15 protein-coding genes are annotated in these 16,664 nt (G+C 72.3%); 6 read left to right on the forward strand and 9 right to left on the reverse strand.

Annotated elements, in window-relative coordinates; genetic code table 11:
- The first annotated feature begins 88 nt into the window (after nt 1–88).
- The gene (locus ACIP79_RS17415; RefSeq protein ID WP_401224029.1) at nt 89–1,690 is read left to right on the forward strand and encodes a von Willebrand factor type A domain-containing protein; all 1,602 of its coding nucleotides are present in this window, start codon (nt 89–91) and stop codon (nt 1,688–1,690) included.
- Between the two features lie 149 nt (nt 1,691–1,839).
- A complete protein-coding gene (locus tag ACIP79_RS17420) occupies nt 1,840–3,759 on the forward strand; it encodes an AMP-dependent synthetase/ligase (protein WP_401224032.1) in 1,920 nt (639 codons plus the stop codon).
- A gap of 76 nt (nt 3,760–3,835) precedes the next feature.
- Here the strand turns inward: ACIP79_RS17420 and ACIP79_RS17425 are convergent, their stop codons facing one another.
- Nucleotides 3,836–4,246 (reverse strand): rodlin, encoded by a 411-nt coding sequence (locus ACIP79_RS17425; protein ID WP_401224033.1) that lies wholly within the window; start codon nt 4,244–4,246, stop codon nt 3,836–3,838.
- A gap of 199 nt (nt 4,247–4,445) precedes the next feature.
- Nucleotides 4,446–4,859, reverse strand: a complete 414-nt coding sequence (locus ACIP79_RS17430; protein ID WP_401224036.1) for a rodlin — start codon at nt 4,857–4,859, stop codon at nt 4,446–4,448.
- 255 nt (nt 4,860–5,114) lie between these two features.
- Here ACIP79_RS17430 and ACIP79_RS17435 point away from each other — a divergent pair, with 255 nt between their 5' ends.
- From ACIP79_RS17435 to ACIP79_RS17445, 3 genes are all read left to right on the forward strand, one after another.
- Entirely contained in the window at nt 5,115–5,531 is a 417-nt protein-coding gene (locus ACIP79_RS17435; protein ID WP_401224038.1) for a rodlin, read from the forward strand.
- Between the two features lie 215 nt (nt 5,532–5,746).
- On the forward strand, nt 5,747–6,004 hold the full coding sequence (locus ACIP79_RS17440; RefSeq protein WP_401224040.1) for a chaplin: 258 nt from the start codon (nt 5,747–5,749) through the stop codon (nt 6,002–6,004).
- A 134-nt stretch (nt 6,005–6,138) separates the two neighbouring features.
- Nucleotides 6,139–6,867, forward strand: a complete 729-nt coding sequence (locus tag ACIP79_RS17445; RefSeq protein WP_401224042.1) for a chaplin — start codon at nt 6,139–6,141, stop codon at nt 6,865–6,867.
- Between the two features lie 46 nt (nt 6,868–6,913).
- Here the strand turns inward: ACIP79_RS17445 and ACIP79_RS17450 are convergent, their stop codons facing one another.
- Complete coding sequence (locus tag ACIP79_RS17450) at nt 6,914–8,161, reverse strand: FAD-dependent oxidoreductase (protein WP_401224045.1); 1,248 nt, start codon at nt 8,159–8,161, stop codon at nt 6,914–6,916.
- Nucleotides 8,161–9,423: an ATP-grasp domain-containing protein gene (locus ACIP79_RS17455; RefSeq protein ID WP_401224048.1), complete on the reverse strand. Its 1,263-nt coding sequence runs from the start codon at nt 9,421–9,423 to the stop codon at nt 8,161–8,163. Before ACIP79_RS17455 ends, ACIP79_RS17450 begins: the two co-directional genes overlap by 1 nt.
- Before the next feature lie 182 nt (nt 9,424–9,605).
- On the opposite strand from ACIP79_RS17455, the gene ACIP79_RS17460 reads away from it, so the two are divergent.
- Nucleotides 9,606–10,934: a glycosyl hydrolase gene (locus ACIP79_RS17460; protein ID WP_401224050.1), complete on the forward strand. Its 1,329-nt coding sequence runs from the start codon at nt 9,606–9,608 to the stop codon at nt 10,932–10,934.
- A 31-nt stretch (nt 10,935–10,965) separates the two neighbouring features.
- Here ACIP79_RS17460 and ACIP79_RS17465 read toward each other — a convergent pair whose 3' ends face one another.
- From ACIP79_RS17465 to murJ, 5 genes are read right to left on the reverse strand one after another with little or no spacing between them, the layout of a single operon-like run.
- Nucleotides 10,966–12,093, reverse strand: coding sequence for a GNAT family N-acetyltransferase (locus ACIP79_RS17465; protein WP_401224051.1), 1,128 nt, complete (start codon nt 12,091–12,093; stop codon nt 10,966–10,968).
- Nucleotides 12,090–12,746, reverse strand: a complete 657-nt coding sequence (locus tag ACIP79_RS17470) for a lipopolysaccharide biosynthesis protein (protein WP_401224054.1) — start codon at nt 12,744–12,746, stop codon at nt 12,090–12,092. The genes ACIP79_RS17465 and ACIP79_RS17470 overlap by 4 nt, the downstream gene beginning before the upstream one ends.
- A gap of 17 nt (nt 12,747–12,763) precedes the next feature.
- A complete protein-coding gene (locus ACIP79_RS17475) occupies nt 12,764–13,876 on the reverse strand; it encodes a glycosyltransferase (RefSeq protein WP_401224056.1) in 1,113 nt (370 codons plus the stop codon).
- A complete protein-coding gene (locus tag ACIP79_RS17480; protein WP_401224058.1) occupies nt 13,876–14,634 on the reverse strand; it encodes a polysaccharide deacetylase family protein in 759 nt (252 codons plus the stop codon). Before ACIP79_RS17480 ends, ACIP79_RS17475 begins: the two co-directional genes overlap by 1 nt.
- Nucleotides 14,618–16,564 carry a murein biosynthesis integral membrane protein MurJ gene (murJ, locus tag ACIP79_RS17485; RefSeq protein WP_401224060.1) on the reverse strand — a complete coding sequence of 649 codons (1,947 nt, stop codon included), beginning with the start codon at nt 16,562–16,564 and terminating at the stop codon, nt 14,618–14,620. Before murJ ends, ACIP79_RS17480 begins: the two co-directional genes overlap by 17 nt.
- Nucleotides 16,565–16,664: the final 100 nt, after the last annotated feature.

Here is a 16,664-nt window from a genome sequence, read left to right on the forward strand (position 1 = left end):
AACCCTCCATGGCGCACATCCCGGCCCCCTCGGACGTCACAGTCACAGACGTCGGCCCATTCACAGGCCGCTCGACGAGGGGGCACAGATGGGAAAGGACCACACACGGGCGAGGGCTGTCACCGCGCACGGCCGTCGGCCGCTCGCCACGATGCTCGCCCTGACCACCGCGGGGGCCCTGCTGCTCACCGGCTGCGGCGGGGGAGACAGCTCAGACCACGGCCGCTTCTCCGACCGTGACGGCGGCACCGCCGACCTGCCCGCCCCCGCCTACTCCTCGGGCACCACGGAGGGCGAGCGGAACGGCGTACCGGACGGCGAACAGAGCGGCGAGCAACAGGACGACCAGGGCCGGGAGATCGCCCCGCCCCCGGACTACCTCTCCACCTTCGCGCTGGACGTCGACACCGCCTCCTACGGCTACGCCCGCCGCACCCTCGCGGACGGCCGGCTGCCCGACCCGGCGACCGTCCGCCCCGAGGAGTTCGTCAACAGCTTCCGCCAGGACTACGAACGCCCCGACGGCAACGGCTTCTCGGTCACCGTCGACGGCGCCCGCACGGAGGACGAGGACTGGTCGCTGGTCCGGGTCGGCCTCGCCACCCGCGCGGACGAGGGCGACGGTGAACGCCCGCCCACCGCCCTGACCTTCGTCATCGACGTCTCCGGCTCCATGGACGAACCGGGCCGCCTCGACCTGGCCAGGGACTCCCTCGACGTGATGACGGACCGCCTCCGTGACGACGACTCGGTCGCCCTGGTCACCTTCAGCGACGAGGCCGAGACGGTCCTGCCGATGACCCGGCTCGGCGACCACCGGGGCCGCGTCCACGACGCCATCGACAGCCTGGAACCCGAGGCCTCGACCAACCTCGGCGCCGGCGTCGAGACCGGCTACGCCACCGCCACCGAGGGCCTGCGCGAGGGCGCCACCAACCGCGTCGTGCTGGTCTCCGACGCCCTGGCCAACACCGGCGACACCGACGCCGACACGATCCTGGAACGCATCGCGGACAACCGCCGCGAGCACGGCATCACCCTCTTCGGCCTCGGTGTCGGCAGCGACTACGGCGACGCCCTGATGGAACGCCTCGCGGACAAGGGCGACGGCCACACGACGTACGTCTCCGACACCGAGGACGCCCGCGAGGTCTTCTGCGAGGAACTCCCGCGGAACATCGACCTCACCGCCCGCGACGCCAAGGCGCAGGTCGCCTTCGACCCGGAGACGGTCCAGCAGTTCCGGCTCATCGGCTACGACAACCGCCAGGTCGCCGACGAGGACTTCCGCGACGACCGGGTCGACGGCGGCGAGGTCGGCCCCGGCCACACGGTGACCGCCCTCTACGCCGTCCGCACCAGGCCCGGCGGCTCGGGCCACCTCGCCACGGCGAGCGTCCGCTGGCTCGACCCCGAGACCCGCACCCCGCACGAGGAGTCCGGCCAACTGGAGGCCGGGAGCCTCGACGACGACCTCTGGAACTCCTCCGACCGCTTCCAGGTCACCGCGGTGGCCGCGTACTTCGCCGACGCCCTCCGCCAGGGCGACAACCGCTGGACCCGGCTCCCGGGCAGCCTGCCCCTGCCCGAACTCCGCTCCCGGGCCGACGAGTTGGCGTCCGACACCGGGGACAGGGCGGTGCGCGAACTGGCCGACGCCATCGAAAGGGCCACCGGTATGCGCCGCTGACCCACCCGTCCACCCGTCCGCCCCCGTTCGTGCGTCCCCCCGTCCGCCGGGCCACCACCCGGCGCACGGGAACCCGCGCGACCCATTGAAATTCTGTTACGCGCCGGTAAGTTGACCCACGTTCAGGAACCCTGCGACCGGGAGCCGCCATGGGCGTACGCAAGGATCTGAAGCGGGCCAGGAAGCGCACCGGCCTCGCGTCCCGCGCCGAGGTGGAGCTGACCAAGGACTCCACCGGCGCCGTCCGGGAGGCCCGCACCCCCCGTCTGGCCCCGCCCCCCACCACCGGCAGCACCGCCGACCTGCCCTTCACCAACGCGGCCGAGTCCCCGGACGCCGTCGTCCTGCGCCGCCGCGAGAACGACACCTGGCAACCGGTCACCGCGGAGTCCTTCGCCGCCGAAGTCACCGCCACCGCGAAGGGGTTGATCGCGGCCGGGCTCGAACCGGGCGGCCGGGTCGCGGTCATGTCCCGTACGCGCTACGAGTGGACGGTCCTCGACTTCGCGATCTGGGCGGCCGGCGGCCAGAGCGTCCCCGTGTACGCGACCTCGTCCGCCGAGCAGGTGGACTGGATCGTCCGGGACTCCGGAGCCCGCTGGGCGATCGTCGAGACCGCCGAGAACGCTGACACGGTCGCCGCCGGCACGGCCCGGCACCCCGAACCCCCGCGCGTCTGGCAGCTGGACGCCCACGCCCTGGCCGAACTCGCCACCCTGGGCCGGGACATCACCGACGAGGAGGTGACCAAGCGCCGCGCCGCCCTCACCCCCGACACCACCGCCACCCTCTGCTACACCTCCGGAACCACCGGCCGGCCCAAGGGCTGCGTCCTCACCCACGCCAACCTGCATGCCGAGGCCGCCAACACCGTCGAACTGCTGCACCCCGTCTTCGAGGAGGTCACCGGCCAGACCGCCTCGACCCTCCTCTTCCTCCCGCTCGCCCACATCATGGGCCGCACCCTCCAGATCGCCTGCCTGATGGCCCGCATCGAGGTGGGCCACTGCCCGAGCATCAAGCCCGACGAACTCCGCCCCGCCCTCAGAGAGTTCAGGCCGACCTTCCTGGTCGGCGTCCCCTACCTCTTCGAGAAGATCCACCACACCGGCCGCGCGACCGCCGAGAAACTCGGCCGCGCCGCCTCCTTCGACCGCGCCGACCGCGTCGGAGTCCGCTTCGGAGAGGCGTACCTGAACAAGTTCCTCGGCACGGGCAAGGGGCCGGGACCGGGCCTGTACGCCGCCTGGGCGCTCTACGACCTGCTGGTCTACCGCCGCATCCGCAGGGAGCTCGGCGGCCGGGCCCGCTACGCCATCAGCGGCGGCTCCCCGCTCGACCGCGACCTCAACCTCTTCTTCTACGCCGCCGGAATCATCGTCTACGAGGGCTACGGCCTCACCGAGACCACGGCCGCGGCGACGATCGTGCCACCCCTGCGCCCCCGCCCGGGGACGGTCGGCCTCCCGGTCCCCGGCACCGCCGTCCGCGTCGCCGACGACGGGGAGGTCCTCATCAAGGGCGGCGTCGTCTTCGGCGCCTACTGGAACAACCCGGCGGCGACGGACGCGGTGCTGCGGGACGACTGGTTCGCCACCGGCGACCTCGGCGCCCTCGACGACGACGGCTACCTCACCATCACCGGCCGCAAGAAGGACCTGCTCGTCACCTCCGGCGGCAAGAACGTCGCGCCCGCGGTCCTGGAGGACCGGCTGCGCAGCCGCCCGCTCGTCGGCCAGTGCGTGGTCGTCGGCGACAACCGCCCCTACGTCGCCGCCCTGATCACCCTGGACCCCGAGTCTGTCGCCCACTGGCTCGCCGTACGCCGGCTGCCCGCCGACACCCCGCTGTCCGAACTCGCGGCCGACCCCCGCATACGCGCCGACGTCCAGAAGGCCGTCGACCACGCCAACGAGGCGGTCTCACGCGCCGAGTCCATCCGCCGGTTCACCCTGGTGGCAGGCGAGTTCACCGAGGACAACGGACTGCTCACCCCGTCCCTGAAGGTCAGACGCCACGCGGTGACGGCGGCGTACGCGGGCGAGATCGACGCGCTCTACGAGAGCTGACGGTCCCTCCCGCGGACACGCGAACAGCGGGCCGCTCCGAAGAGAGGCCCGCTGTTCGCGATGCGGAGGAGAGTGATCAGCTGCCGCTGGCGCCGTTGCCCGACAGGACCGGGATGTTGGACAGGATGTGCGAGAGGGGCTCGTCGCCCTTGGCCTGGGTGGAGTTCTCGGTGCACTGCTGGTTCTGCGGGGCGGAGAGGATCGGCACGTCCTGGAGGACGGTGACCGGAACCAGGCCGACGAGGGAGGCCAGGTTGGCCTTCGCCGGCAGACCGATGCAGGGCTTGTTCAGGGAGCCCTGGACCAGCGCGAGCTGGGGGCTCATGTCACCGTGCGTGGCCTGGTTGCCGTACGACTGGAGGGCGCCGTTGCCGTTGGTGGTGGTGACACCGTCGTCGTTGCCGATGGCGAGGGCCTGGGGCGCGGCGGCGGCGGAGATACCGGCGACGGAGGCGGCGATGGCAGCGGTTGCGAGCAGCTTCTTCATGTTCGTTCCCTTCGGAGAGTGGACTCCCGTTTGCGGAGCCGCGTAATGATCAACAGTGCGGTGGACGGCGTGGTTGCGCGGTGTGCCCCGTTTGGCCCACAGGGATTCCGCGGGACCGGAGCTGACGCGTCGCCGTTGATGTGAGAGGAGCAGCGGGCCGCTCCGGGGGAGCGGCCCGCTCGCGCGCGATGCTGAGGAATCAGCTGCCGCTGGCGCCGTTGCCCGACAGGACCGGGATGTTGGACAGGATGTGCGAGAGCGGCTCGTCACCCTTGGCCTGGGTGGAGTTCTCGGTGCACTGCTGGTTCTGCGGGGCGGAGAGGATCGGCACGTCCTGGAGAACGGTGACCGGAACCAGGCCGACGAGGGAGGCCAGGTTGGCCTTGACCGGCAGGCCGACGCAGGGCTTGTTCAGGGAGCCCTGGACGAGCGCCATCTGCGGGCTCATCTTTCCGTGGGTCTCCTGGTTGCCGTACACCTGCGCGGCGCCGTTGCCGTTCACGGTGGTGACGCCCTCGTCGTTGCCGATCGCCATCGCCTGGGGCGCGGCGGCAGCCGAGATACCGGCGACGGAAGCGGCGACCGCCGCGGCAGCCATAACCTTCTTGATCACTTGCATGGTCCCTTCTGGAGTAACCCCGTCCACCGGAGCGACCTGGACAACTGCCCCCGGCCCGCATAGTTGCTGCGATTCACCCCAATGGCCCATATGTGAAACGCACTGGTACGGAGCACGCGCGCGAGCTTTTCCGCGAATTACCGGGGGCCGAACGGGCCATTCGGGTGACCTTGAGGAACCAATCGCTCCACCCCCAGTTGAGGCGGGGCAGGTACGCGTGTATCTCGGTCACGAAAGGAACACGGAGAAATGTTCAAGAAGGCAATGGCCACGGCCGCGGTCGCCGCTTCCGTCGTCGGTGTGTCGGCGGCCTCCGCCTCTCAGGCGCTTGCCATCGGGAACGACGAGGGCGTCACCACCACCAACGGCAACGGCGCCGAGCAGTCGTACGGCAACGCCAAGACGAAGGGCGAGAAGAGCCCCCACCTCTCGCTGGTCCAGGGCTCGCTGAACAAGCTCTGTGTCGGTCTGCCGGTCAAGGCCAACCTTGCCTCGCTCGTCGGCGTCCTGGTTCCGGTCACCGTCCTCCAGGACGTGCCGATCCTCTCCGCCCCGCAGAACCAGCAGTGCGCCGAGGACTCCAGCCAGGCCAAGGGCGACGAGCCCCTCTCGCACATCCTGGACAACATCCCGGTCCTGTCGGGCAACGGCGCCGACGGCAGCTGAACCGTCGCTCCGGAACAGCTCGGACGGTCCGTCGTATTCACACGTCGGTCGGCCCGGGCTTTTCCGGGTTTCCGCCCGCGCAGGGCGATTCGAGTGAATTCACAATTCGCTCACGTTGTGTCGTTTCTTCGTCCGTCTTTCCCTCGTTCTCAGCCCGTAGGTCATGGCGCGAGCCGTTCCTGATGTGCTCGCTCGGTTTCTGCCGACACAGGGACATGACCGCAGAGAAGGGAAAGCACGTGAAGCTCAAGAAGAGCGCTGCCTTCGTCGCCGGCGCGATCATGGCTCTGGGGCTCGCCTCCCCCGCCTTCGCGGACGCGGGCGCCGAGGGCGCGGCCGTCGGTTCGCCCGGTGTCCTCTCGGGCAACGTGGTCCAGGTTCCCATCCACGTTCCCGTCAACGTGTGCGGCAACTCGATCAACGTCATCGCCCTGCTGAACCCCGCGTTGGGCAACACCTGCGTCAACGACTGACGCGGACCGCACATCAGCCAATTCGGCTGGGTGACAGCCGGCCCCGGAACGCCTTTCTGGTTCCGGGGCCGGCTTTCCTCACTTCGAGCAGGAAGACCACGAGATTGCGACAGACCCTGAGTAGGGGAGTGGTCGTGGCCGCAGCCGCGACGAGCGTCATGTCCCTTTACGGCACCCCCGCGTTCGCCGGCTCGAACGCGGGCGGAGCCGCCGAGGACTCGCCCGGCGTGGGGTCGGGCAACAACGTCCAGCTTCCGCTGACCGCCCCGGTGAACGCCTGCGGCAACACCGTCGACGCGATCGCCCTGCTGAACCCCGCGTTCGGCAACTCCTGTGCCGGCGGCCGGGGTTCGGACTCCCGCGGTTCGCACGGCGCACCGCACGGGTCTCCGGACCGCCAGGACCCCTCCGGCTACGGAGACTCGTCCGGCTATGGCGACCACGAGGGCTACGGCGACCAGGAGGGCTACGGCCACTCGGGCGGCGGCCGGACGGACGGCCACGGCAGCGGTCATGACGGTGGCGACGGCCCCGGCGGCTACGGCGACACACCGTCGACCCCGCCGCCGACCACACCCCCGTCGACGACGCCCCCGCCGAAGGTGCCCCCGGCCGTCCAGCCGGAGACGTCGCCCCCGGGCGTCCCGCTGTACGAGGCACCGCCCGGCGTCCCGCGGTACGAAGTGCCGTCCGCCACCCCGCGGTGGGCGCCGCCGCCCGGGTCCCCGTCGACCGCCGAGTCGGAGGACGTCCTGGCGCGGACCGGCGGCGAGGCCCTGCTCGCGACCGCGGCCACCAGCGCCGCGCTGCTCGTGGGCGGAACCGTCCTGTACCGCCGGGGCCGAGCCGCGTCCCGTCGATAACACCCCGGGTGCCGGACGCGCCACGCGCCCGGCACCCGGGCACGTTTCACCGCCGGGCCGGATCCAGCGTCTCGCGCCGCCTCCGCGGTACCGGTACCGGCGCCGTGCGCAGCCGCCGCCGTACCCCTCGCACGAGCGTTTCCGCCGTGAAGGTGGCGCCGTGCACGAAGCGCATCGCGGGGCCGAAGCCGGACGCCGTCACCAGGCCCGCCATGAAGAGGCCCGGCACCGAGGACTCGAAGTCCCGGCCGACCTCGGGGGAACCGTCGGCGACCGCCGCCAGTTCCCCGCGCAGCTCCTCGGCGAGCAGTCCGAGCCGTTCGCGGGTCGCGCCGAACCCCGTGGCCGCGATGACGTGTTCGGTCTCCAGCAAGGCCCGCGCGCCGCCCAGGCCCACCGTCTCCAGGCGTACGCCGCCCCCGGTCCCGTACGCCGCCGCGACCTCGTGGCCCAGCAGCAGTTCGACGGATGTCTCCACGCGGTGGCGCAGCCACCAGGCGCCGGCCGGGCCCAGGGCCGTGGCCGCGATCCGGGCCCGGGTGGTCTCCGGGAGCCGGCGGAAGAGGCCGGGGCGCTCGGCGTAGAACCAGTTGCGCCAGCCGCAGCCCAGGCCGCTGTGCGGGGTGCGGGCCGACTTCCACCACGGGCGTTCCAGGGCGGGCGGCACGTCGTTCCAGTTCAGCCGGCCGGCGCGGGCCAGGACCCGGGTGCGGGCGCCCTGCTCGGCGAGGAGGGCCGCCGTCTCCAGCGCGGCCTGGCCGCCGCCGATCACGGTGACGTCCCGGCCGCGGAAACGGCCGAGGTCGCCGTGGTCGCTGCTGTGCGAGACGTACGAGGGTCCCAGTCCGCGCAGTGCGGCCGGTACCTCGACGAAGGGGAGCACGCCGACGGCGAGGGCGACCGTGCGGGCGTGCAGGACCTCGCCGTCGTCCACGACCGCCTCGAAGCCGCCGGGGACCGCGCTCAGCCGGACCACCGTCCGCTCGTCGACGTCGGGCACCGCGTTGCGGGCGAACCACAGGCCGTACGAGGCGAACATGGCGACCGGGATCGGCTCGCCGTGCCGGGCCCGTACGCCCTGACCGGCGCAGTAGGTGTCCAGGCGCCACCGGCCCGCGGGGTCCGAGAGGTTCGACGCCGCCGGCTCCGACTTCAGGAACATGCCGGGGGGCATGTGGTCGCGCCAGGACGCCATGGGCCGGCCGAGGACGCGCAGGCTCAGCCCGGCCGCCGCGGCATGGGAGGCGACGGACAGGCCGTACGGACCGGCTCCCACCACCAGGAGGTCGTACATCAGCAGCTGCTCGCTTTCTCGTCGTCGGTCAGGGGATTGTGGGGAAGCGGCTGCCGTACGATCCGCGGCGGCGCGGCGACGGGCGCCGAACGCCGTACGCGGTCCCGCAGCCGACGGGCCACATGAGCGCCCCACAGCGCCCACATCGCCAGTCCCGGCGCGAGGTCGTCCCGCGCGTGCCAGGCCAGCTCGGTTCCGCCGGGCCGCGGGCGCAGCGCGTTGAGCGGGGCGTAGTTCTCCACCACGAACGCGCGGCCGGGCAGCGGCGCCGGAACGGGCAGCGGACGGTGGGTCAGATCCAGGTGCAGGGCGCGTACGACGTCGTGACCGGCTCCGTCGGCGAAGAGCCGGAACTGGGCGCCGGGGCGGGGGTTGAAGTCGAGCAGGTGGTAGTGGCCGCTCGTGCCGTCCCGGCGGAAGTCGAGGTCGAAGACGCCGCGGTATCCCAGGGTCCCGACGAGCTGTTCGACGAGCGACTGGAGCCGCGTGTTCGGGGTCCAGTGGCCGACCGCGGTCAGTCCGGCGCCGCGCGGCCAGGCGTGCTGCTTGCGGCCGGGGCCGCCCCCGCTCACCGACCCGGAGCGGTCGGCGTACCCGTGGAAGAACCAGTCGCGGTCGGGCCCCGGCGGCAGGAACTCCTGCAACAGCAGTTGGCTGCCCGCCTCCTCGGCGCGCAGGTAGAGCGCCTGCGCCTCCTGCGCCGAGCGCACCACTACCGTGCTGCGCAGGCCCGAACCGGCGGGCAGCAGCCAGGGGCGGCTCCACTTCGCCACCACCGGCAGCCCCAACCGCCAGGCGGCGGACGCCGCCTGCGAGGGGCTGTCCGGGATGAGCGTCACCGGGTGCGGAACGCCCGCGCTCCGGCAGACGGCGGCCAGTTCGGCCTTGTCGGCCACCCGCTCGGCGAGGGCGGCGGGCTGCTGCGGCAGCAGATAGGAGGGCGCGAGGTGTTCTCGGCACCGCGCCACGGCGACCGCGCTCGCGTCATCCATGGGGATGAGGACGGCCGGACGGGATACCCGCGCGGCCACTCGGCGCAATGCGCCGACGATTTCTCCGGCGGACGCTCCGGGCGGCGGCGGGGGATGCATCTCGCAGACAAAACGCGACCTGCGGACGGGACTTCCCGTTGAATCGGCGACCACATGCACCTCGACGCCCGCTCTTCCGAGTGAGCGTACGGCGCCCAGCGTTCCGTGGTGAAAAGGGTTCCGGTCGATCCGCAGAAGCACGGCGGGGACACGGGTGTCGAGAAATGGCACGGAATTTCCTTCGGGCCGGTCACCCGTGCGGGTGACCGGCACGCTCAAAGGCCGAAGCCTCGGTTGGCGGAATGGGTATTCATATGACTGAGTGTCAGTAGACGGAAGCTGACAGAAGGTAAATCGGAGTATCCGGGGACGGAACATGTCGTCGGAGCAGCAGAGTGGAGAGAGGAGCAGGCATGGCCCCACAGCAGCAACGGCCCCGGAGCAGGCGGGTGGCGTGCGTCGCGGCCGGAATCGTCGCGTCGGTCGCCCTGGCGTCGGGTCCGGGATACGCCGTGGGCGCCGGGGTGGCGGGAGTCGCCGATCCTCCGGCGCCGACACCGGCGTCGGTGACCGCGCCGATGTCACCCGTGACGCCCGCACCGCTCACCCCGCCCGAACCGCTCACGCCACCCGCGACTCCCGCGGCTCCCGTGACTCCCGCGAAGACGCCCGCACCGGCCGTCCCCGCGCGGGAGCCGAAGCCCGCCGAGAAGCCCCCCGCCGTGGGTGCCTACCTCGACTACGGCGCCCGCGGTGTCGCCCGGATCGCCGAGCTCAGCAAGTGGCTGGACGGCACCGAACTCCGCGTCGGGCACACGTATCTGCCCGGCGACCGCTGGAGCAACATCGAGGGCGCCCCCGGCTTCCTCGACGTCTGGGCGGACTGGCGGCTCGAACAGGACGACCGGATGCTCGTCCTCAACGTGCCGATGATGGAGCGCAACGAGGGGCGCGTCCCCGACGACGAGGTGCGCGGGCTGCTGCGGCAGGCCGCCGACGGAGCGTTCGACAAGCACTTCCGCGCACTGGGCGAGCGCCTGGTCGAACTGAAGGTGCCGGACACCGTCATCGTGCTCGGCTGGGAAATGAACGGCATCACGTACACCCATCGCTGCGGTCCCGACCCGGAGGCCTGGAAGAAGTACTGGAACAGAATCGTCACCACCATGCGGGCGGTGCCGGGACAGAAATTCCGGTTCGACTTCACCCCGAACCGCGGCCGGGACGCCATCCCCTGGACGCAGTGCTATCCGGGGGACGACACGGTCGACATCATCGGCATGGATTCGTACGACCAGCCGACGGGGCTCTCATTCGACGAGCAGGTGAAAGAGCCGTACGGCCTTCAGGAGCACGTGGACTTCGCCAAATCCCATGGCAAGCCCATTTCCTATCCTGAATGGGGACTCTTCCGCAACGGAGACAACGCGGAGTACATGAAGCGCATGCTCGCGTGGATGGACGAGCACAAACCGCTGTACAACACGGTCACCGACTACTGCCCGCACGGGGTGTGGCAGTGCTCGGAGAACCCGAAGGCGTCCGAGATCTACCGCAAGGCGCTGGCCGGCCGGACCGATCCCGCTCCCGACCCGAATCCCGACCCCACACCCGAGCCGACCCCGCCGCCCAATCCGGTGCGCCCGCCCAACTGTTCGCCGGTGAACCTGGGCGACTGGGTCGAGTACTGGATCGGCGGGAAGCTCTGCCTCCGCTTCGACTGGTGGTCGCGCGGCAGGTGACCCGGGCGTGAGACCGGTGGCGGCGGGCCGTTCAGGACCCGCCGCCACCGCGTTCCCTCCAGCGTCGCAGCAGTTCCTTGCCCCGGCTGCGCGCGGCGACATCGCAGACGACCGCCGACATCAGCGGCGCCGTCCGCCGCCGGGCCAGCAGCAGACGCTGGTTGACGACGGGGTCCGGGCGCCAGTGGCGCTTGTAGGGCTCGTCGCCGCGCAGCAGGCTCAGCGCAGCCCGTCCGCCCGCCTCGGTGTGCTGGGCACAGGCGTTGAGCAGTATCACCGCCACATCCGCCTTGCGTTCGCGCAACTGCGGGTGGGCGCCGTACAGATAGCCGCCCGCCAGGCGCCGCGACAGCAGCGTGAGGTCCACGGCCATCACCGTGTCGTCGAGCCGGAACTCGGTGACCACCGCGTCCCCCGAGCGCACCATCGGGGCGACCGACCGGACCAGATGCTCGGAGAACCGCTCCTGGAGGTGCTCCGACGTCACCTTCCGTCCCTGCCACTGGAGTTGGTGCAGCTCCAGCAGCCGTCGCAGCGCCGCGTCCACCTCGTCGTGCCGTACGACGCGCTGCTCGACCCCCAGCGCGCTGAGCTTGCGCAGCTTGGCCCGCACCCGCTGGGCCTTGGAGGAGGGGAGCCGGCCGACCAGTTCGTCCATCGAGGTGGCCGGCAGCTCCAGGCACAGCGAGTCGCTGACCCGGCTGCGCGGCCCGCCCCAGCCCTCGAAGATCCGCTCCACCGCGCCGCCCGGCCGCACCTCGCGGAAGTCGATGAGCGCGGAGCGGGCGGCGGCGGAGAGGCCCTCGGTGAGGACGGCGGCCGCCCGGTCGGCGTGCTCGTCGTCGATGAGGACATCCCCGTAGTCGGAGATCGCCCCGCCGAGCGGGACCAGTGCGGGCAGCGGACGGTGTACGCGCATCAGCGGTGCCACCGCCCGCAGTTCGCCGCCGTCGCGGACGAGGACCAGACGCAGCCGGCCGGGCGTGCCGTAGGAGAGCCACCACGAGTGCAGCCAGGCGTGGCTCTGGAACGGGGTGGCCGCGGCGCAGTTCCGGTACAGGCGCCCCCAGGCCGGGCCGAGCTCGGCGAACTCCCGCTCGTCGGTGACGAGTTCGCTCACCAGCGTCCCGGCCGGGGCCGTGCGCAGGGCGCCGCTCACATCTGCCCGCGCACGTCGGAGGCCGTGGCGGGGCTCGGCACGGAGGCCGGGCGTGCGGTGTCCGTCGTGCGCCGGGGACGGACGAGGAGCGCCAGCCCGCCGAGCAGGCCGCCCGCGCTGGCGCCCACCAGAGCGGTCACCGAGGGCGAGGCCGAGGACGCCTCGGTGGGGTTCGTGGCACGGGCGAACTGCTGGAGCTCGACGTGTGTGTCGGCCTGGGCGTCGTTCGCGTGCCTGGTCAGCGCGCGGGAGACGGCGTTGGCCATGTCGGCGGCGAGGTCCGGCCGCGAGGACGTGGCCGAGACGGAGACCATCGGGGCGTCCGGGGAGGTCGCGGTCCGCACGCTCGTCCGCAGCGTACCGACCGGCACACCGGCCCACACCTGCGCGTCTCCGAGCACGGCGAGCTGGGTGGCGACCCGGCCGTAGGCCTGGGCGAAGCCGAGGGCCGCCGCCGGGTCCGACTTCTCGGTCGGTACGGCGACGACGTAACTCGTCGCCGTGTACGTCGGGGTCTTCACCGCGCCGTACGCGCCGCCGAGCAGGCCGCCCAGTACGGCGCCGGCCGCGAGCAGGGACCAGGGCGGCATGCTCTTCGCGCGGGCGATGGCCGTTCCGTTCGGGCGGAGGCCTCTGGTGGGGTTTTCGGTCATCAGGAACTCACTCCCAGTCAGGTGCGGGACACAGCGGCCGCGTACACGTCCATGAGCTGTGCGGCGCTGCGGGTGATGCAGTAGTGGTGGGCGGCGTCCGGTGCCGAGCGGGGCGCGGGGCCCTCCTCGCGGAGCTTGCGCAGGGCGCGGGCGAAGGAGTCCGAACCGCCCTGCACCCGGCGGGCGCCGAGAGCGGCGCCGGGCGGCAGGTCCTCGACGGCCGGGCAGGAGACGTAGAGCACGGGCAGTCCGGCCGCCAGTGCCTCGACGACGGCCAGGCCGAACGCCTCCTCGGCGCAGGGCGAGGCGAGGATGTCCATGGCCGCCGTCAGCGACGGGAGGTCCGCCCCGGGCAGGCCGCCGGTGGGCCGCTCGCCGGTGAACAGCACCCGGTCCGCGACCCCGGCCCGCTGCGCCGTGCGCCGCAGCACGCTCTCCTCCGCGCCGCCGCCGACGAGCAACAGCCAGTAGTCGTCAGGCAGTTCGGCCAGCGCGCGGATGAGTACGCCGAACCGCTTGCCCGCGGTGAGCCTGCCGACCCCGCCGACGACGTACGCGTCCTCCGGCAGCCCGAGCCGGCGCCGGGTGCGTTCGCGAAGCGCCGGGTCGAAGCGGAAACGGGCCAGGTCGATGCCGTTGGGCACCACCTCGATGCGCGGTGCGGGCACGCCCCAGCGGCGCAGCCGGTCGGCGACGGTCGGCGAGACGGCGACGGTGGACCGGCCGAGCCGCTCGCTTGCCAGGTACAGCGCCCGCACGCCCGCGTTGAGCCTGCGCCCCTCCATCTGCGAGTCGCCGAGGGAGTGTTCGGTGGCCACGACGGCCCTGACTCCCGCGAGCCGCGCGGCGATCCGCCCGTACACGCAGGCCCGGTAGAGGTGCGTGTGCACGAGGTCGTACTGTCCCGCGCGGATCAGCTTCACCAGGCGGGGGAGGGCGCCGAGATCGCGGTTGCCGCCCATGCCGAGGTGCGTGACGCGTACCCCGTCGTCGGCGAGCCCGTCGGCGACGGCACCCGGGTTGGTGAGGGTGACGACATCACAGTCCACCGGCAAGTGGCGGAGCAACAACCGGAGTTGCTGCTCGGCACCGCCGACCCCGAGGCCCGTGATGATGTGCAGGGCCTTCATCAGACCCCCTCCACCGGACGCCTGCGCAGGCGGTGCAGCTTGAGCTTGAGCAACAGGCGTACGGCGGTGTCGTTCTCGCCGATGTGGACGCGGGGGAGCGCGTGCGGGCCGGTCAGCGGGCCGGGGTCGATCGCGCAGCCGTACGTGTATCCGGCGTTGCGTACGGCGTCCACGACCCGCTGGTCGATCGTCCCGTACGGATAGCAGAAGCCATCGATCCGCGTGCCCGTCAACTCCGCCAGCACGGCGCGGCTTTCGGCGACCTCGGCGTACACGACGGCCTCGTCGGCCTGGGTGAGGTCGACGTGGGTGAGCCCGTGCGAGCCGATCTCGATGCCCACGGAGGCGGCGGCGAGCCGGATGCCCTGCTTGCTCAGCAGCGGCTTGCGGGGGCCGAGCGGATCCCAGGCGTTGTCGCCGCTCAGCCTGCCGGGCAGCACGAAGAGGGTCGCGCCGCAGTCGTGGCGCTGGAGGAGCGGCAGGGCGTTGTCGACGAAGTCGGCGTACCCGTCGTCGAAGGTGAGACCCACGAGGTCGCGGCCCTTGCCCCGGGCGCGCGCCGCGAGCAGGTCGCTCATGCTCACGCCTCGCAGGCCGCGCCGCCGCAGCCAGGTCAGCTGCTGGTGCAGGCGGTCCGGTGAGACCGTGATGCGGTACGGGTCGTCGGAGGGGTCGCCCACGGAGTGGTACATGGCGACCCACGGGGCCGTCGTGTCGAGGCGTCTGGTGGCGGGGGCCGGGTCAGCGGAAACGGGCATGCGGGAGCCTTTGTGTGAGCGAACGGAGGGCGGGTGCGAAGCCCTGGACCCCCAGGGCCCAGGCGAGCAGGGCGAAGACGGCCGTCGTGGCGGTGCCGCCGGCCAGGAGAGCGAGCAGGGGCGAGTCCACGCGGCTCGCGCAGAACCCGCCCACCGCGGTGGCGGCCACGGCCGCGCGGACCGGTCTGCTGAGCTCGACGAGCACCTCGCGGACGCGGATCGGCACGCTGCGCGGGCCCATGCCGTACAGCAGGAGCACGGCGCTGAGGGTGATGCCGAGGGCGTTGGCCGCGGCGATCCCGAGCACGCCCCAGGAGCCGACGGTCAGCGCGCCGATCCAGGAGGTGGCGATGATGCCCACGGTCATCGCGAACAGCGGGTACCAGGTGGGCCGTCCGCCGCAGAAGTACGAGCGGACGAGCGCGCCGACCAGGGTGTGGCCGAGCAGCCCGAGGGCGTACACGCGCATCACGGAGGCGGTGGCCGCCGTGTCACGTGCCGCGAACGCGCCGCGCTGGAAGAGGAGTTCGATCATCTGCGGGGCACACGCGACGACCACCGCCGCGCCCAGGAGCACCGTGCAGGAGACCAGTGCGAGATCGCGCTCCACGCGGTCGCGGGCTCGCTGGGTGTCGCCCTCGGCGATCGCCTGCGCGACCACCGGGAAGGTGACGGTGCACAGCATCAGGGAGAGCACCATCGGCATCTGGGCCACTTTCTGGGCGTAGTTCAGATGCGAGATGGCGCCGGCGGGCAGCGAGGAGGCCAGGAAGCGTTCGATGAGGACCTGGGACTGGCGGCACAGGGCGAAGAGCAGCACCGTGCTGACGAGGCTCAGGTCCATCGGGGGGCGCGGTTCCTCCACACGCACGTCGTCCGCCGTCAACTCCTTGCGCCTGAGCTGCCGCCACAGCGAGGGCGCCTGCGCGGCCACCATCAGCCCGCTGCCCACCGCGACCCCGAGGGCCGCCGAGCGCACGCCCCAGTGGCCGCCCAGGACGAACATCGCCGTGATGATCCCGGTGTTGTACGCCACGTAGATCACCGCGGGCGCCACGAAACGCCGGTGGGCCCGCAGTACCGCGCTGCAGTACCCGGCGAACCCGAAGCCCAGCACGCAGGTCGCGGTCAACCGCGTGCAGTCCACGGCCAGTTGGGGATCGGGCAGGCCCGGCGCGAGACCCTCGACCAGATAGGGCGCTCCGGCGATGAGCAGCGCGCAGGCGGCCACGAAGGCGAACGACAGCCGCGGCAGCGTACTGGCGACCAGCGCGCGGACCGGATCGCCCGCGCCTCCCTGCGCCCGCCGGGCGATGGCCATGCTGAACGCCGGGATGAGGATGAAGGCCAGCCCGTCCTCGATCAGCAGCGTCGAGGCGAACTCCGGCACCGTCCAGGCCACCAGGAACGCGTCCGTCTCCGACCCGGCCCCGAACAGATGCGCCAGCGCCTGGTCCCGGCCGAGACCGAGCAGGGCTCCGGCGATGGAGAGGGCGACGGTGACCAGGGCCGCCTTCGCGAGGAACCGGTTGGAGGAGAGCGGTTCCTCGGCCTCGGTGACGGCGGCGGGGGAGGCGGCACGGGCGGCGGGAAGCGGCACGGAAACCCCGGCCCCCCGGGAACCCCGCGGCCCCCCGACCACGTCCCCGCTGCCGCTGCCGCTGCCGCTGCCGCTGCCGCTGCCGCTGCCGCTGCCGCTGGTCGGCCGTGTCACCGCGCTGCCGCCGGTCGCGCTCTCGGCCACGCCGTTGCCGGTGGGGGTCGCGACATTGCCGACGTCGGCCGGCCGCGTCGCGGTGCCGCAGGCGGTCGCTCTCGCGACCTGGCCTCTGTCGGTCGCGACTGCGGTTTCGTCATCGCCGGGTGGACGGGCTGCCGTGCTGCCGCCGACAGCGCTTGTTGAAGCGTTGCCGCCGGTCGGGCTCGTCATCACGCCTCTGTCGGTCGCGACTGCGGTTTCGTCATCGCCGGGTGGACGGGCTGCCGTGCTGCCGCCGACAGCGCTTGTTGAAGCGTTGCCGCCGGTCGGG

This window comes from Streptomyces sp. NPDC088747, assembly GCF_044751025.1.
Lineage (GTDB): Bacteria > Actinomycetota > Actinomycetes > Streptomycetales > Streptomycetaceae > Streptomyces.

Coding starts and splice junctions, on each gene's coding strand:
- ACIP79_RS17415 (WP_401224029.1), top strand. CDS start 89: ATGGGAAAGGACCACACACGGGCGAGGGCTGTCACCGCGCACGGCCGT.
- ACIP79_RS17420 (WP_401224032.1), top strand. CDS start 1,840: ATGGGCGTACGCAAGGATCTGAAGCGGGCCAGGAAGCGCACCGGCCTC.
- ACIP79_RS17425 (WP_401224033.1), bottom strand. CDS start 4,246: ATGAAGAAGCTGCTCGCAACCGCTGCCATCGCCGCCTCCGTCGCCGGT.
- ACIP79_RS17435 (WP_401224038.1), top strand. CDS start 5,115: ATGTTCAAGAAGGCAATGGCCACGGCCGCGGTCGCCGCTTCCGTCGTC.
- ACIP79_RS17440 (WP_401224040.1), top strand. CDS start 5,747: ATGACCGCAGAGAAGGGAAAGCACGTGAAGCTCAAGAAGAGCGCTGCC.
- ACIP79_RS17450 (WP_401224045.1), bottom strand. CDS start 8,161: ATGTACGACCTCCTGGTGGTGGGAGCCGGTCCGTACGGCCTGTCCGTC.
- ACIP79_RS17460 (WP_401224050.1), top strand. CDS start 9,606: ATGGCCCCACAGCAGCAACGGCCCCGGAGCAGGCGGGTGGCGTGCGTC.
- ACIP79_RS17470 (WP_401224054.1), bottom strand. CDS start 12,746: ATGACCGAAAACCCCACCAGAGGCCTCCGCCCGAACGGAACGGCCATC.
- ACIP79_RS17475 (WP_401224056.1), bottom strand. CDS start 13,876: ATGAAGGCCCTGCACATCATCACGGGCCTCGGGGTCGGCGGTGCCGAG.
- ACIP79_RS17480 (WP_401224058.1), bottom strand. CDS start 14,634: ATGCCCGTTTCCGCTGACCCGGCCCCCGCCACCAGACGCCTCGACACG.
- murJ (WP_401224060.1), bottom strand. CDS start 16,564: ATGACGAGCCCGACCGGCGGCAACGCTTCAACAAGCGCTGTCGGCGGC.